Raw genomic sequence first — 17,346 nt, forward strand, 5'->3', positions numbered from 1 at the left:
GAAAATCTTTGCCTTTCGTATATCGAGCAAGAATCGAAAATCTTGGGTCAATTCGAACTTTCTAGACGGATTGCAGGGGAAAAATCCTTTAAACGAGAGGATCATGGGGCGCGTTATATTAACGAATCCGTCCATCGTTTCCACAGAGTGAAAAAAACGGGTAAACTTAAAATCGACATTTTACTTGAAATATGCCAAAAAATTTCCAATTTAAAAAAAGGTTAATTTCATTCAATTGTGTTACTTTATTATTTCATAATATTCTTAATAAAGCTTTTTAACGTTACTGAGAAGGGCCCTCCCCCGGTTTTTTGGATACGTATCTTAGGAATTCGAGTAATTTTTCCCCGTTTCCAAATTTTGAATCTTTACTGTCCTGTAACGATTCTTGTGTTTGAGTTTCGAAAGTAACCGTTTCCTATCAGTCACAAACGATATCATTTCCATAAGCGTTTTTGACGAATTTGATGTTCCTTGTCAATAAGAAGGATAATGAGATTTGATTTTTAGCTACAGATCGATCCGAATAATCAAATATAAGAACCGCTCTTTTCTTTAAGTCAGCCGGTAAACTCGATTACAAATTCCACTTTCAAGTGAATTGTATTTCTTCTTTTAAAGATTTACCGGAATTGGAGACAACCATCTGAGTAAGAGTTCCTTGGATCTTTTTCCTCCTATCCAAAAATGATGCCAGTGTGCTCTTCGGATATGTGGACTTTTCATATTGGATTGAATTTCTGTCTGTTTTTTTGTTTCTCTGTAATCCCTTAGCTTTTTACCGATTTCTTTCCCCACGTCCCAAACTGTAACTTGCGCCGCTTGATTGAGTTCTATATTACTTTTTTCTTTCGCTCTTTGTTTGTAAGTCGTGTGGGAGTAAGTTCCCGTGATCTCTGCATTTTCCGAACAGATATACAGGATTAGAGTGATGAATTTTTCTAATTCCAGGGTTTGAGTCTTTATACTCTCTTTGATCCGTTCGAATCCCGCAAATCCCAATTTTTGTTCTACTTTTTTTGTGTTCGTTTTGAGTAATTCTAAAATCGATTCTTCTACGGTATAGTCTCCGAGTTTTAAGATTAACGGAAATGGTGGTTGATTATCGTAATCCGGTAATATTCGCAACTCCTCTTCTCCGTCTGTAGATTCTAAGAATACAAAAAATCCGTTACAATCCTCTATGATGCCTTCCGGTATTTCCACGTAAATCGACCAGAGAGGTATTTTTTTTAATATCTCCGTTGGGATTTTTTCAGGCAAAGCGGAAGAGACTAACTCTTTTGCAAGTTCTTTTGAAAACTTGTATACCCCTTTCGAAAAACTCCAAGGGGCTAGTGCTGCGAGTTGATTCACGAGTAGTAGTTTAAATACCAATTGGGAATCTGATTGTTCAGGCATTCCCTCAAATACATTCGGGAAATACGTCGCCATCGGCGCAAATACGTAACTCGGCCATTCGGGGAGTTTTTTCCCCTTTTCTTCCAGTGCGTATTTGGCTACCGTTTTCCAGTTTGGAAATTGTCCTAAAACTTTTTCACAGATTAATTCCGGTTTTGATTGTATTTGTTTTTCGGTTTTTTCTTCTGGAGGTGATCATAGTTTATGTTTTAAACCTTTTTTGTATGTTCGATCTTTATTATATTCTGTTTTTAGAATTCTTCTTTTTCTAATTTTTTAGTTAAATCGGTTCTTTTCTCGGTTCCCTGTAGTGTTTTTTTGACATCATTGTTGCTATTTTTACTTAAAATAAATTTGACTCTCTCGTAGGGTTTTGTATTTAAGTTCCGTGCATATTTTAGAAGTCGGTAAACTTTATCACCCGAATAAAACGAAGTGGCAGGAGGGAGCCTTTTATCAATGCGCGGGTGGTGAACACAGGCTTGAATTATTTTTCAATTCCCCTTCTCCTAAAGAAATCAAATCGGTGAAAAGCGGTACAGCGAGTTTTGGTTTTTTGGTTCAAGACGAGCTAATTTGTTTTTTATTTCGTTTTTACCCTGATTTTGATTGGTTCGATTCACCTAGTTTTACCTGAAAAAAATAGAGTTCCTCCTTTAAAAAGGAATTTGGATTCGGATATGCCCGTTTTGACTACGCTTCTTATTGATGCGTCTACCGGTATTTTGAAAGTTATCCGAGCCACTTCTCTTAATTTAGATTTTGCTAATCGTTTAGAATCTGAAATTCTAAATCAGTTAAACCGTCCTTTTGATTCAAACGTTTTTGATAAAAAGTTTGCCTTACTTTATGACTTGTATCCGACCACTCAGTCGATGCTAAAAGATGCGATTTTGTCTTAGGAGTAATTGTATTCGGTTTTTTGTTTTTAATAGTAAGTTAGGGTTTTTTGATTCTATTTAGTTTTTCATTGAATAGCCCGATATCTTTTTTAAAGAACTTTTAGTTACCACTTTAGTTGTTTCTTAGTACCCTTTAACCAGTTCAAATTCATTTCCTAAACACCCCGCTTTGCGAGGCTCTTTTTTATTCTAAAATAGAATATATTTTTAATTATCTGGTTTATAATAGATTCAAAAGAATTGTTCCGGGCTTGCTTTTATCTTCTTCCCGCTAGTTTTAATCGATAATCCTCGTAATCGTCAAAGAAACATAGCGCACACCACTGAAAAAATACCATTGGGAGATTTTAATAAATAGTTGAAAATTTGATATTAAAGAGACATAATTAACATTATGTCTATCGCAATTCAAAAGTCAAATTTCGTTAAGAATTTACATGTGATTCGGTTAGTCGGGTTGGAAAACCCTCAAGAACTTCAAAATGTTAAAAAATTTGCTAGTAATGTTTTTCTACAAAGCGGTTACACTAAATCATTATATACGACAGTCGATATGGACCCTTGGTCTACTTGGTTCTATGTGCGGGAAGGGTCGGAAATCTTGGCCGCCATGCGTATTGTAGAAAAAAAACCGATGAATTTAATCCCTTTGGAACTCGGTATCATTAAAGAAAGCGATCCAATACAAAGATATGCAGTGATTGGGGAAAATATTGCAGATTGGAATTCGGTCAGTTTTTTGCTCTCTAAAAAAGGTGCACGCGCCGCTTTGTCTACGTTTCATGCTGCCGCCAATTTTTGTCTGGAAAAAAATTTCGATATGATTTACGGGTTTTACCACAAAAAAGTAAATCCGATCGTAAAACTCTATACTTCGATTGGAGCCATTCCTTCTGAAAAGTATCCAAAAGAGGTTTATTTTCCGGAATGTTATTACCGGGAAGAGTTAGTTTACCTGACTCCGATTGAAATTAACAAAGTGGCTTTACAAAAAATTAGAACAAAATTATGGTGATCCCGATTCGTTCGTGGCACCTATGTCAATTTTATTTAACATTTTTACATCCTCTCTGATTTTTTTATTAGGATTTTATATCAAAAAAAAACGAGATCCGCTTATATCCGTTAGGATAACCTTCTTCTATCTGACTCTTTCTGTTGGGCTCTGGACTTTATTTTCAGGCTGTAGACAATATATACCTTACAGTATTCGTCTCTACGCTCCGAACCTAATTTTAATTTCTGTAATATTCGTTCCCTTTTTGTTAAACAGAATCGTGAGCAAACTTGTGGATGAAAATTACAATGCTTCCAGATTTAGAAAATTCATCGAAACTTGCCTTATTGCTTATTTAATCATTTCAGGACTTAGTTTTAATTTGATAAAAATAACAAATATTCAAACTCTTGCACACGAACCCCTATTTGCATATCACGTATTGATTCTTTATTCTATTCTTTGGATTCTGGAAAGCATTTTCAAACTTGCAAAATGTTTAAAAAATTCCGATGGGATGGTCCGCGTTAGGCTTTCCTTGATGCTTTTCGGAATAACCGTTGCATTACCAATTTCAATCACTTTAGTCTGGATTCTACCTTTCTTCGGATTGTACCTTGGATCTTATATATCAATCGGTACCTTTATCTGCATTTTAAGCTGGGCTGTAGCCATCCTTCACTACGACGCTTTCCAAACTAGAAACAAGGTATTATCCGGAGATAAAGTTCCCTTCATGGATAGAATCACACTCAATCCCATACTGAAATTATACTCTATTCTAGACCCCGAAGAATTTGAGATGCGAAGACTTGATTCTAACTCGATTCTAGCAATAGAAGTTATAAACACAGCTTTCGAATGGATCTTTAGAGCCGACATACCATTTAGAGCAACCGCTCGAAAAGTCGCAATTAAGTATGATAAATACTTAAAGTAATCTATTTATTCTTTTTTTATTATCACAAATAATGTATGAAATCGATCGATTAAACCCATAATAAATTTCTGCTTGTCTTGGGGCAGCTTCACAAACTTTTCCAATTCTTGCATCAAACCGGGAATTTTTAAAATAATTCGAAGATTTAAAATTTCGTAATCCGTATATCTTTTACCACTGTCGGATTCCTCCAACCAAAACTCGCCTTCGCCTTCCATAATCCAAATTGCAGAGATGTTTGTTTTAAACTGGAACAGCTCGGCATACGTCCATGTGAACTCTGTATCTCCGTTTAATAACCTGGAAGCGTTGGACGGATGAATCCTCAAAAGCTTCCCCAAACCTTTCCGATTGATTTGTAAAGTATCGCATGCGATTTGCAGTCTTTCGAATGTTTCCATATTTTTATGTTGCATTTCGCATTTTTTAATTGACATTAGTGCGAATTGCACTAATAACTACGTGCGTATTGCACGATTCGTTCTCAATGTCAGTACCAAATTGAGAAAGATCTGTGCAATACGCATAATAGCAAGCTGAATAAATCTCGTTTTCTGTGATTGAAATCATTGATAACGACTCAAATAAATTCCGTTTTATGCGATTTCCTAATAATTATTCGGACAACTAAAATGATCGAGCACCGAAAGAATGCCACTCATAAAAAATTTGAATCTTCGTTCTCAAAGTGGAGCCGCCGTTTCTTTAAACACTTTTTATCTTCCCCTTGGTTCTCTAATAACAAGAACCAAAGTTCTTTTGATGATATCATTTTCCCCGCCCTACTCTTCTTTTCAGGAGCTTCAATGGTTCTTTGGGAAGAAGCCGTAAATGAAAAAGATCCGAGTAATAAATTAAGACTGATTGCTCTAATCTACGGGCTTCAAATTTTCTCCTTTTTATTACTCAGGCCGATCCTCAGATCGATTTTAAGGATCGGCCTGTCTTTTTCTTTTCTGAAATACATTCTATTCGCGGTTTTTACGAGTATTACATTTCTAATCTCATTTGAAGAATTTTGGTCCTTAACTTTTTTCGGTGGAATTCTAACGTTTGCCGTAGCTCTTTTTCTATCAGCCGAATCGTCTTTCGTTATCTTTAAACAGAAGTTAGGATTTCGTCCTCACTTTTTTTCGTTGATTCCTCTATCTTTAGGTTTCATCTTTTTTGGTAACGTTCTCGCAAATCTATTTCTTAATGGAAATTTAAACTACCTTTCCTATTTAGTTTACGACATTATTCTAATTTTTATTTTCAAAAAGTATCGCAGAACTCAAGATTTAAAACCTGATAAATCTCCCGATGATCTTCAAATCAATCCATTAGCGGATATAATTTCAAAACAATCTGCACCGCGAGACACCCTCTTTTTACGAGATCGTGATTTAGCTAACTTGGAATCTCGATTAGAATCTTTTATTAAAGAAAAACTTTTTTTGAAACCAAATCTCAGTCAAGGTGATCTGGCCGATTACCTTGGTCTCTCCAGATACGAAACTTCCAGATATCTGAATTTATACAAGAGGGTCAGCTTTTACGATTTAATCAATAAGCTTCGTATCCAAGAAGCGCAGAAACTCATTGCAGAAAATATTTCTAATCTAACTCAAATTGCCTCTCTTACCGGTTTTGGTTCCTATGCTACTTTTTTTAAGGCGTATTTGAAGTTTGCGGGTTCGATACCGAAAAATGCGTTAGATGAAAGGAAACGCGACCGCTTTGAAAGTTAGAGATTCTTTTAAGTTTAGAATAAACTAATAAATTGCTATGATTCCGATTTTCTATTTCAACAAATCATTTTCGATGAATGGGGATATACACTATGATTTCATACAAAGAATTAAAACACAATATAACGCCCGTAAGTTTTAACGAAATCGACTTCGATATTTTGGAACAACACCTGAATATTAGAATCGATGATTTTACGAGGGAATGTGTACGTAAAAGTGACCACCTAAGGAAAATTTTAGCGATGAGACCCGCAATTTTTAACAAAGCTACCGATTTTACGTCTCTTGAATATTATAAGGAGTGAGTGCGATAATAATCAGGACAATTCGCGTTAGATTTTATTTTTTCATTGTATCTGAATTTTTATATCATTCGGTGCTGTTGTCGTTGACTCCGAAAAATACTGAACGAGTATCACGAGCGGCCCGCTCGCTGTCGAAGAACTCCAGGATACTTGATTTGCCGAAAGCGTATTTTGCTGAAAATTCAATGTTTTATACGTAGTAGGAAAACAGGCGTCTGTGCCGGTTACAATTAGAGTTTGTAAATTTCCTAAGTTTGTTGTATTCGAAGTAAATACAATTTGTTGGTTTTGTGTATAGGAATCGATTTTTATTACCGCAAGTGAATTCGTCGTTTTAAAATTAAATGGTAAATTTCTAAGTGTGCCGTCCGCCGTTGTCGGATTCTTACACACTGGGGTTGATTCTATGGATAACGTGATATCCGTTGGAGCTGTATTACTCGTAGCGAAGGAAGTGGCGAGAGCCATCAATCCTCCCGACAGCGGATAGGTATAGACTGTCGTTTTGTTTACTCTCGCTGAAAAGTAAGAAAAGGAAGTTATATTTTTACTATAATCTTGTGGGACGTCGCACGGACTATTTGCGTTATAAAAAAGCATCGTATATTGTACCGGCATTGATTCAGTCATATTCATCTGGATCCTCCTTCCGAATTCGAAATTATTTAGATAACCTAAGCTTCCTTGGTATTGTGTAACCACCCTTTTATACGGGGTAAACTTCAAGGGTATGCTTTCCCCACTCAGTTGAGGTGTTTCACAATTCGCCGCCAATTGGGTCGTTACAAGTAGAGCTAATAAACTTTCGTTTGAGTTTTCTGATTGTTTACAGTTTAGAATTTGTATAGTTATCCCTAATATTAATAGATTCATTACGATTTTTTTATATTGTTTCATTTTCCGGTTCATTCCTTTTTTAGATTTTATTTTTCTAAATCTTCTGTATGGTGTTTTCTAGTTAGCCGTTTTTTTGTCTGGATTTGCCGGACAAACCTTTTGTGCTTTCGTAGGTAAGATGCAGCCTAACACATTCAAATTAGAAACTTAAATTCGATTCGATTTTATATATACCGGAATTCCACATTTTTCTTTATAATCGATTAAACAATAATCGCGACATTTTCCTTGGCGGAAATCTCTTCTATTTGGGTAATGCCTTAAACATTCAGATAAGCATTCATCTAATTTTTTATTACATCCTTTCAATTTTTCCACATTTTCCACGTCTACATTTCTTTCTGGATACACCTTCTCTTGAGTATTCTTTCCAGATAAAGAACTATATGTTAGGATTGTAGAATATACAAATATAAGGAGAACCCTATTAAATAGAACATTCGAGTGCATAAACCGGCCAACACACATCATCATAATCTTGTAGTTTTGGAAGTGGACTTACGGCCATTCTGCGCTCTACGCACTCAATAAAACTTTTTCTTTGAGAATAATCATCGCCTCTCCCATTAGTTTTCTGATGAATATCGTTTTCAACATTGCACGACGTTAATACCAAATTTATCAATAAAGGTAGTGAAATATATGTTTTCATTCCTTTGGTTTATACTCGTTGCGGTCTTATGGAGTCGCTTTTTCCTCTCTCTGGTTTTCCGGACAATCCTTTTCAGGTTTCACAGAAAAGCTGCACTGGACTACTCAAGAGAAACCCAATTGTGAAAATTTTACACGTCAATTAAAAATTCCCGAGTCTATACCTTTATAAGCAATCTGAAGAATCACTTCATCTACAAAATCAGTTCTACTAAGATCATGATAAGACTTTTTATATAGTATGTTACCTATAGCCGCCTGTTGAATCGGCAATAAAAAAGTTATTTTTTTATCCTTTTTAAAATTAATCATTTCCACATCCAAAACAAAACTATGTGTGTAGTAAACGGGAATGATTCCTAATGTAATTGAACTTAACATCAAGCTAAACATTGAACTTGTAACACGGCGGGGAGATACTTTTATATTTATCTGAACATCGGAATTTTCTACTAAATATCCAACATCATTAAATATATTCAATTTTCTGAAAGAAGGGACAAACATTGAAATAAATTTATAATGCTCAATGTTCAGATTTATCGAATGAGGCTTATCAAAATCAAGCTCAATATCAACTTTAAGTCTTTTACTTTTAAAATCAAAAGACTTCTTTTCGCTAGATGCGATGGGCTCTATTTGATGCCAATGACAATTTGTTAAAATTAAAATAATAATTAAATAATAGCATTTCATCTTATTTCTCCGATTTCATTTAAAATCTTAGCAGATAAATCAGAGCGTAAAATAGAAAATATATTAGTTTTTTTTGGTATATTTAATTCAAATATTGAAAATACCTCCTGTCTTACATATGAAAATTGTTTAAGACCATTGTGATCATTAGTAATTTGATTTGTACGTATGCTGGCTTTAATGTCATATTCGATTTGTAAGGAATTTTTAAAAATTAAATCAAAAATAAAAATCGACAATAGGTTCAAAATGTAAAACCGATAGCTTTCCTTAATTCGAAATCGATAAAAATCTATTTCAATAGTGTTTGAACTTTTTGCAATAGCGTCGATTTTCGAATTGTTACATCTCGTTTTAATAATATGATTTATTGATTTCCATGTTTCATAAGCTAACAATTCACGCTCAGGTTGCTCATACAAATCATCACTAAATTTCACTTTGACCAACGAATCCTTTATCCACCTTGAGTCACAATGCACGCCTTTTAATTCTTGATCCAAAATGGGACCTTTTAACGTATAAGCACCCATACAGCTTAGCATTAAGAATATGATTAGAATCATTATAATATTTATCTTCATATACAATCATTCCCCTTGCGGTGCAGCAAAACAGCCTTTCGAACCTACGGAAATAGAGCCATCCCACTGACTTTTGTTATTCACCCCTGAAGCACTTTCTCCGCCGCAAGTGTATAGAAAATTTTTCCAGTTTATAACTCCATTTTTTGCAAGAGTGTCATTTGCACTTCCTCCTCCCAAAGCCATTACGCTCCCTACAATCACCGCTGCCACAGCACCAGCCTCTGGAAAAGCAGCGACAGCAAGGCCGCCACTCGCAATGCTAATCACTACAATTCCCGCATAGGTTATGCCTAACGCTACTTTCCTCATTTCTTTATTTTTTCTTTCTTGCTTTCCTGCTTTTATTCCTTTGAAATAAGCATCGACCATCGATACCAAATCCCCTTCTGTCTGATAATAAGCAAATGCCTCGTGTACTCAACTTCTTGTCTAAGCCATTCGAATTAAAATCCTTCCCCATTGCATGACCAACGATCCGGTTCACCATGTGCATAAGACCGGCACCGCTAACATGACCGCTCGGATCGCGATAACTTACTGGATTCCCGTCCACATACATATAACGGTTCATACCGTTCACGTTAGTCGGCATTACAACAGAATCCGCTTATCTTGTAGTATACGCTCTAAATACGTGGTTTCTGGATGAACGGTAATACATATAACATCCATCCATACTCAAAATCTTATCAATACATCGGTCTCTACAATTTTCCCTATTTGAGTTCTCTAAATATGAATAGGGATTTTTCTCGTTGCATCCTTTCAGACACAGATCCATTTTCATCGCACATTCTTTTAGATAATTAGTTTCAAGTTCCTGACTCCCACTTATTGATAATTTCTTATATTTATCTCTAACAATCAACACATCTTGCGAATCAGAAAAGCAAGTTATATGGATAAATAAAACTATTATTAAATTAGTCCTCATTCTAATATACTAATTATCTTATCCTTAAAACTACGACTAACTCAATATTAACGTTTCGGATTTATAGGAATTACACTATCTTCATCCGGACAGCTCAATTCTTTACGCACATAGCTTGAGCAGCTTGTATACAATAAATCATAATCTCCTATGTCTTCAGATGAAACGGTTTTCAAAAATTGGAATCTAAACATACATTCCTTAAATCTATCTGAAGCATGAGAATAACAACTCTGCTTATCAGTCATACAGCTACCCCCTACTACGATAAGTAACGTGGAGGTTGAAATATAAAAATATTTTTTTATCTTAATCCGATATTCCACAGACATGTCCTTCTTTAATATTATAATAAGCGCAAACAAGTGCCAACTTTCCTTTACTGTCATCCTCCGGGGTCGGCCTTATCTTCCAATCCCACCAACCAAGCCCAAATATTTCAGTCGGTCCTCTATCATATTGATCCTCTTCTCTGTTATAGACTTCAGCAGAAATTCTTCTTAATAACTCACAGAAATCTTTACCGTTTGATTGAATACAATCCGCAGAACTTGCGTATGCCATGGTGAACGACCACGCTAACCCTTTAGATGTTCTGCCGTATTGACCCTGTCCGTGATTTATCCATCTATTAAACTTATTAATCCCGAATACCTTCTTACCATCAAAGAACAACCTACCTTTCGGAATAAACGTCGCGTTATGCACAAATCGATTCACACCTTTCGAAATTCCGCTCGTGCTCAATCTCTTGTCGAGACCATTCGAATTAAAATCCTTCCCCATTGCATGACCAACGATCCGGTTCACCATGTGCATAAGACCGGCACCGCTAACATGACCGCTCGGATCGCGATAACTTACTGGATTCCCGTCCACATACATGTAACGATTCATACCGTTCACGTTAGTCGGCATTACAACAGAATCCGCCTGTAAGAATCTACCAAGAATCGGTTCGTAATAACGAGATTTGTAATAGTAAAGACCCGTGTCCTTGTCTTCGATTTGTCCCGTAAACTTGTAACGGAATATATCAGGACCATAGGAGTCGTTTCGATTGATCGATCCGTAAGGTTCGTAAGAAACATAGCTAACTCCTGGTTCCGGACCCGATGCAGGGTTCCCCGCTCCGTCCGTAATCATTTGAATCGATCCCAAATGATCCGGATGAAAAAAATACATTCCGGTTACCGGCATTCCTCCGACAGATCCGCCGCCGGTCATCCCTACTCCCGGATTTTGGATATTCGGCGTTCCCGGTGCTACGTTTGCGCCCATTGCCAAGATCCAAGGGGGATCACCTTCTTTGCCACCGGTTCCCGGCAACACTCCACAACCCGGTAAGGATGTTACGACAAACATTGCAAGGACCAGCGCAGGAGTTCCGACGCCGCGCCAACTCAGTCTTTGCAGTAATTCGTTCCCTCGGAGAAAATAAGGATACGATAAATAACAAACTCCTAATAAAAGCAAGAAATAAAACGCGCTGTAATACTGGGTCGGAACTCCGGCCTGAAAGTATTTAGAATATCCGAATATTCCAATAAACTCGGATTTCAACCGGTTTTTCCAGTATTTACCGCAATCCCCTACTATGTCCTTGCAAAACAAATTCACGGGAGTTCCCACAAACGATCCGATAGAATTTTCACTTGACTCTGGACTTGAACTTGCATCCGCGATCTGCAATGCCGCATCATCTCTCGTCCACTGAGCGACCAAATCACCCTGCAATCCTCTCACATACAAAGTATGTCTCTCCGCTACTCCAGGAGTTCTTACGATTTCGTAATTTTCCCCCAAAGTATAGGTTGAAATCAGAGATATATCCGATACCGACTTAACTCGGTTTCCTTGAAAGTCGTAAGTATTGCTGATCGAGCTGCTCGTTGCATACGGGGTCAATTCGATTAGTTTTCCATAGCTATCGTAACGAAGTGTATCCCCGTTTCTCGAAACCATGTTTCCGCTCGCGTCATATCCGTAGCTTAACGTTCCCGTATTTGTACTTGTGGCCGTTGTCACCGCATTGGCGTGACTTCCGTCTGTATATCCTAACGTGTAGGCGCCTTTTTGAATGAGATTTCCGTTGGCTGAAAAGCCAAAATTCTGAGTTCCGTATTTCCCACTTGCCTGAGTCACCCTTCCTAAATTGTCCAACGTAAAGTCCTGGGTTCTCGTCGGGTTCAATTTGTCTTCAATTCTTGTAATATTCCCTTTGGAATCATACGTTAATTCAGTGTTGCCGATCACACTTCCGTCCGGTTTTTTAGAAACCACGCTCAAAGGTTTTTTGTCCAGCGGCTCAAACCCGATTTCCATCGTCACACCGTTTCCGGTTACGCGTCTCACAGACGGAACTCCGTTTGCATCTAAATACGGCCCTTGATAGCTGACTACAGTGTGTCCGGTGCTTGTGCCGTCCGCCGAATCCATCGTAATGCTCGACAACGTTCCGTTAGGCGAATAGAAATTGTGCAGTTTCGTTCCGTCCGGAAGTGTTTCCGTAATCGGCCTTCCGAGTGAGTCGTAGTCCCTTTTGAAAATCGCCGTTATATCATCCACATACTTCGTCTTTTGGATCGTCTCCCCTCTTCGGTTGTAGAAAAACTTTGTAATTCCCGCTCCGTCCGTTATTTGCGTTACGCGCCCTTTAGAATATGGAACATTTCCATCATCGTACGCGTATTGCACGGGGGCTTCGGGACCATTTGTCGTCTGAGTCAGCGGCCTACCGAGTATGTCGTAGCTAAAACTAATCGTCTTACCACGAGCGTCGGTTTGAGAAGACAACCGCCCCAAGGAGTTGTAAGAATAATTGATTGTTCTCGAATTCGGATCTTGTGTAGAAACCCTTCTTCCTAAAGAATTGTATGTAAATGTGGTCGTAAGACCGCCCACGTCCGTCACCGTATTCACTCCGCCAAACGGAGAATAGGTGTAGGAAATCGTTCTTCCGTTTTCGCTTTTACTCATCGTTTGTCCGAGTTCGTTTTTAGTAACGACTTCCGTTTTGGTTTGTCCGTCCGGATAGGTGCTTGTTTTTGTTTCGGTAAATGCCGTTCTCGTTACGTTAGTCGTAATTACTCCGCCGCCGGGACTCGGTTCCGTAATCGATGTCAGTTCTCCGTCGGGATCATTGTATTGAAAATTCGTGTATTGAGGCGCGATACTGGTATAGTATTCGTTGGATTTGCGTATCAGTTGGCCTTTTGTATAGTCATAAAGACTTTCCTCGATCGAGTTCACTCCTGCAAATGCAGTGTTACTTTCGCTTCGAATCGTATTGCCCAAGGGATCGGTAAATATTCTAGTCGTACTCGTATTCCCGCTTACGTTCTCCCGAATCGTTTTTGTAACAAATTCGTTGTTATTCAAATTCGCTAAATCATACTCTCCTGTGTTTGTATATGCGTACGTTTCGTTCGGACTCCCCTCCCCCGGATACGTTACACTCGTCTTCCTTCCATACGCGTCATAGCCGGTTAAAGTCACGGCCCCATTTGCATCGGTTAAAGAAGTTTCAAGTCCAGTCGCAAGATCATACGCGGTGGTCGTTACGTGTCCGAGGGCGTTCGTTTTTGTGACCGGGAAAAGATTCAAAACCGCGTCATACGAAATCGCGGATACCGCTCCATTTGGTTCCGTAATCGAAATCACATTCCCGAAAGAATCATACCCAAACGTAGTCGTTAAAGGAGAAGCACTCGACGGAAATTCCGTCTGAGAAGTGAGATTGTCTCCCGTATATCCGAGTTGTGTGTCCGCCACCCAAGTCCCGTCTACGTTCTTTCTCTTACGCAAAACCCTTCCCATTCTCCAAGTTGTTGTATCATGCGCGTATTGAGAAGTATTTGTAATTGCATGGGAACCCAAACTCTCTATTTCACTCGTGACAAATCCATAAGCGTCGTAAGAATAAGACTTTGTCGAAGTCGCAATTAAATTTCCGTTACTGTAATCATTCGTAGTCACGACTCCCGGAACTGCAATTTCTGTCCCGAAAGGATTTGGGAAACTAAAGCCTGAATGGGTAGTAGTTCCGGTTAAGTTTCCGGACGCGTTGTAACTTCTCGTAGTCCCCGGAGTTCCCGCCAAACGAATGTCGTTTTGAAAAAAATCCGTGATGGAATAAAATCCGGTGTTTACGTCCGTTTCTCGCACGGAAGCAAATCCTAAACTTCTCGAAACAGTACGAATTCCTAAACACTGTCTTGCGTTTGTGTATTGATACGCCGTAGTTTTAGAAATCCCCGCGCTTAACCCTTGAGTGGTTTGAACCGCAAGATATCCCGGAGACAAGTTAGGCATGTCCGGATAGTTTCCGGAACCTACGTTAACCGCTCCCGGATGTGAGTTTTTAAGTCCGTACTGAACACTCGAACTTTGACCCGCTCCGTTTGAAGTAGAAAGGAGCATATCTTCCCCTGAACTTCTCGCTGTATTGGTTCGATAATAAATTTTACCCACGTTTTTGTCCGTAGAAAGAAACGCAATGCTTACGTCCGAAATTCCGTCCAGATTGATATCTTGCAGAGAAATCTGATACAAATCCGATCTTTCAATCCCGTTAGAATCCGTATATTCCTGAGTGGAAAATCCTCCGAACGAATAACCTCCGCTCAAAGTAAAACCGCCGTCACCTCTCGAAAGATAGGTTTCGATTATATGACTTTCTCTATTAAATAAAACTAAATCCGAAAGTCCGTCTCCGTTTACTTCTCCGAAATTAAACTGAACTAAATTCTTTCCGTTTCCAGCGTTTAAGCCCGTAACCACGGGTGGCGCAAATCCGTTTCCCGTAAAAATAGAAACCGAAACTTGAGTCCCGATAAAAGAAACAAAATCCAAAGCCCCGTCCCCGTTCACGTCCGCAAGGGTACTTCTATCCGCGTCGATAGAATTAGAAATCGGAAAGGTTTGAACCTGAGACGTTCCGTTACTTGTATTGAAAGTTCTCACTTGAAGCGCGTACGTCGCTTGACCTAACGTTCCTTGTGCATAGATCGAGGCGATTTGTATGTTGATCGCCTGACTCTGTTGTCCCACAAAGTTCATCTTTGCGCTTACGATATTCTCTAAACTGGTTTGTAAATTTCCGATTTCGGATGAATTATACGCATACCCGCTTCCGTTGGATTCCCAAAAATCGGCAAGAGGATCATAACCGTTCGTATTTAAGTAATCGATCATATACTGAAATTCGTTCGCGTCCACCGTCACCCCAAGGGCCAAGGGATAAAGATCCGCAACCGCTTTCACTCTTGCATGATCGACTTGATACTGTGCCATCAAAACGTCTAACGCGGCCTTTTGAGCTTGTAAGGTCGTCAATGTGGAATTGTCATACGTCGCAATGAGCTGCACATAATCCGATTTACCGTCTCCGGTCATATCGATCATCGAATTGATATAGAAGTCGTTACCTCCTCCGATCACAATCGGATTGTCGAAGTAAGTTTCCCGATTGATATAGATCGAAAAACTTCCTCCGTTGGAATGTACAAAGTCGGTCAGATCGTCCCCGTTCATATCCGCAAAAAAATCGGACGTCGCCCGATTGCTCGCAAGTGGCGTGGTATTACTCGGTGAATATTGAAACCTGTATTCATAAGGGCTGAATACCTTCATGTCCCGATTCGATCCCGCAAGACTCACATTTCCAAAAGCTACCGGAGAACTAAAGTTTCCTCCTGTGGAATAAACCGCCCAGAGCTGGCCTCCGTCTTCATACGCGAAATCGGTCTTTCCGTCCCCGTTTAAGTCCACGGGTTGATAATAGGTATTGTAATGAATTGGAATATTAGGACCGTTGAATGTTACAGGACCTTGTCCGATCCTTTGGATATGTCCTACCAAATGAATCGATCCGTTTGTTTCGTTTCCGTTTAAGGTCGCAAAGTCAAGAATTCCGTCTCCGTTTAAATCCATCGGTAACCACGCGGTCAACGCGGAATCTACTCCGTTGTCGCAAGCTCCCGGTCCGCCCCAACTCAAAAAACTGAGACAGTTACCAGCTAGATAATTGAAAAAACCGGCATTCCCGCCCCAACAAAGAGGAAGAGCCGCACACAAACAAGACGCAAATCCCAAATTACACGCGTTTCGATCCGGGACGGGAACTTTTACGATGTATTGCAAGGACGCGTCCACATTAGAATCGAGCGCAGATGGATGATACGGTAGCCCTCCGTTAAAATATACATTCAATATATCTAATGCAATATTCGGCATAAAGACGGCCATCGATATCGTATTACTCAGTGTTTGGTAGTCTATGTTTCCGGGCGAAAAATTCCCAGAGTGGTTCGTATATGTAAAATTCAGATCCGCAAAATTCTCGCTCCCGAACGTGTTACTTCCCGATCGTTTGATCTTTTGTAAAACGGATCTCCCGGTTACGGGTCCGGTTGTATAATCCAAGTCGTAGGTCCGAAACGTCGTTCCTCCGACAAGAACATCGATCGTGTTGAGTCTTCTTTGAGTTCTAATCAAAGTTCCTAAAGAATAATTCGGGATTTTGTCGTTTCGATTTTCGTAGTTAAACCGAATCGTTCTGTCGTTATACGTGATTGTATTCGGATAATAGTCTCCGTTTGTCACATCAATCGGCGTGTAGGTTATATCGTATCCGTTTCCGTGTGAATCCTCTTCTCTGCTTAAAGCCCATTCTCGAATCGATCCGGCGGTTCTTCCAAGTGCCGGAATTCTAGAATCGATACTACCTCCGAAAATAAATCTTTTCCCGTCTTTGTCCGTGGCGATCCAAGTACAAGGTCCGTCCCCACAAGTTCCTTGCGGTTCATACAGCACCCAAGATTCTTTTTTACTATGATATTTGGTTTTATTCCCGCTTATGTCTAACAACTCCCCCGCCAAACCGGAAATATACGAGTCGCTTCCGTTGTAATTGATTCCAGTGGATGGATTTCTGGAAATGGTCGGAACTCCGTTTAAACTCCAACCGTATCCCACGACTCCGTTTCCTCCGTTTGAGTTATACGAAAGGGAAAGCTCCGGAATCACTTTACCGGGTGGGATTTCTATTTCTACTTGAGTTGATGCCGACCCGTCGGGACCCGCTTGTATTATAGGAAGTTTTTGAGGAATTCCACCCGCGATTGCGGAAGCCACAGCGTTGAATATATTAGAAATTCCGTTTAAAAGAGAAAAGTTAAGTATGAAAAGGATCGATAATCCGAAGAAAACAATTCCAACAAATCGTAATTTCATTTAAAAACCCCTGTTCTAATCTTCTGTTCTTTAAGCCGCACATCCCTTCAATCAAGTTCACCTAACG

General features: G+C 39.1%; 11 protein-coding genes and 2 pseudogenes. 5 read left to right on the plus strand and 8 right to left on the minus strand.

What is annotated here, in order from left to right; translation table 11 throughout:
• Positions 1–615 precede the first annotated feature (615 nt).
• The gene (locus tag LEP1GSC194_RS08665) at positions 616–1,401 is read right to left on the minus strand and encodes an AcrVA2 family anti-CRISPR protein (RefSeq protein WP_232424455.1); all 786 of its coding nucleotides are present in this window, start codon (positions 1,399–1,401) and stop codon (positions 616–618) included.
• A 680-nt stretch (positions 1,402–2,081) separates the two neighbouring features.
• Here LEP1GSC194_RS08665 and LEP1GSC194_RS22970 point away from each other — a divergent pair.
• The 3 genes from LEP1GSC194_RS22970 to LEP1GSC194_RS08680 all read left to right on the plus strand — a co-directional run bounded on the left by LEP1GSC194_RS22970 (position 2,082) and on the right by LEP1GSC194_RS08680 (position 4,240).
• Positions 2,082–2,303: a hypothetical protein gene (locus LEP1GSC194_RS22970; RefSeq protein WP_017809507.1), complete on the plus strand. Its 222-nt coding sequence runs from the start codon at positions 2,082–2,084 to the stop codon at positions 2,301–2,303.
• Positions 2,304–2,697: 394 nt separating this feature from the next.
• Complete coding sequence (locus LEP1GSC194_RS08675; protein WP_036041831.1) at positions 2,698–3,318, plus strand: LBL_2463 family protein; 621 nt, start codon at positions 2,698–2,700, stop codon at positions 3,316–3,318.
• Positions 3,319–3,340: 22 nt separating this feature from the next.
• Entirely contained in the window at positions 3,341–4,240 is a 900-nt protein-coding gene (locus LEP1GSC194_RS08680; protein ID WP_036041886.1) for an LIC10906 family membrane protein, read from the plus strand.
• A 5-nt stretch (positions 4,241–4,245) separates the two neighbouring features.
• On the opposite strand, the gene LEP1GSC194_RS08685 is transcribed toward LEP1GSC194_RS08680, so the two are convergent.
• Entirely contained in the window at positions 4,246–4,641 is a 396-nt protein-coding gene (locus tag LEP1GSC194_RS08685) for a hypothetical protein (protein WP_020773190.1), read from the minus strand.
• 735 nt (positions 4,642–5,376) lie between these two features.
• On the opposite strand from LEP1GSC194_RS08685, the gene LEP1GSC194_RS22245 reads away from it, so the two are divergent.
• Together LEP1GSC194_RS22245 and LEP1GSC194_RS08700 are read left to right on the plus strand one after the other, a co-directional pair.
• Positions 5,377–5,970 carry a helix-turn-helix domain-containing protein gene (locus LEP1GSC194_RS22245; protein WP_157229210.1) on the plus strand — a complete coding sequence of 198 codons (594 nt, stop codon included), beginning with the start codon at positions 5,377–5,379 and terminating at the stop codon, positions 5,968–5,970.
• 92 nt (positions 5,971–6,062) lie between these two features.
• A complete protein-coding gene (locus LEP1GSC194_RS08700) occupies positions 6,063–6,278 on the plus strand; it encodes a B9T54_RS14040 family protein (RefSeq protein WP_020773314.1) in 216 nt (71 codons plus the stop codon).
• A gap of 42 nt (positions 6,279–6,320) precedes the next feature.
• Here the strand turns inward: LEP1GSC194_RS08700 and LEP1GSC194_RS08705 are convergent, their stop codons facing one another.
• The 6 genes and pseudogenes from LEP1GSC194_RS08705 to LEP1GSC194_RS08725 all read right to left on the minus strand — a co-directional run.
• The gene (locus tag LEP1GSC194_RS08705; protein WP_051997431.1) at positions 6,321–7,175 is read right to left on the minus strand and encodes a hypothetical protein; all 855 of its coding nucleotides are present in this window, start codon (positions 7,173–7,175) and stop codon (positions 6,321–6,323) included.
• Positions 7,176–7,964: 789 nt separating this feature from the next.
• Complete coding sequence (locus LEP1GSC194_RS08710; protein ID WP_036041833.1) at positions 7,965–8,522, minus strand: hypothetical protein; 558 nt, start codon at positions 8,520–8,522, stop codon at positions 7,965–7,967.
• Positions 8,519–9,025, minus strand: coding sequence for a hypothetical protein (locus tag LEP1GSC194_RS08715; RefSeq protein ID WP_232424456.1), 507 nt, complete (start codon positions 9,023–9,025; stop codon positions 8,519–8,521). The genes LEP1GSC194_RS08710 and LEP1GSC194_RS08715 overlap by 4 nt, the downstream gene beginning before the upstream one ends.
• An 87-nt stretch (positions 9,026–9,112) precedes the next feature.
• A complete protein-coding gene (locus LEP1GSC194_RS22975; RefSeq protein ID WP_036041834.1) occupies positions 9,113–9,478 on the minus strand; it encodes a hypothetical protein in 366 nt (121 codons plus the stop codon).
• Between the two features lie 34 nt (positions 9,479–9,512).
• Positions 9,513–9,716, minus strand: a pseudogene (locus LEP1GSC194_RS23410) (RHS repeat-associated core domain-containing protein); the annotation flags it as partial.
• A gap of 1,014 nt (positions 9,717–10,730) precedes the next feature.
• Positions 10,731–17,279, minus strand: a pseudogene (locus LEP1GSC194_RS08725) (RHS repeat-associated core domain-containing protein); the annotation flags it as partial.
• Between the last annotated feature and the right edge of the window lie 67 nt (positions 17,280–17,346).

The organism is Leptospira alstonii serovar Sichuan str. 79601, from assembly GCF_000347175.1.
Taxonomy (GTDB): Bacteria; Spirochaetota; Leptospiria; order Leptospirales; family Leptospiraceae; genus Leptospira; species Leptospira alstonii.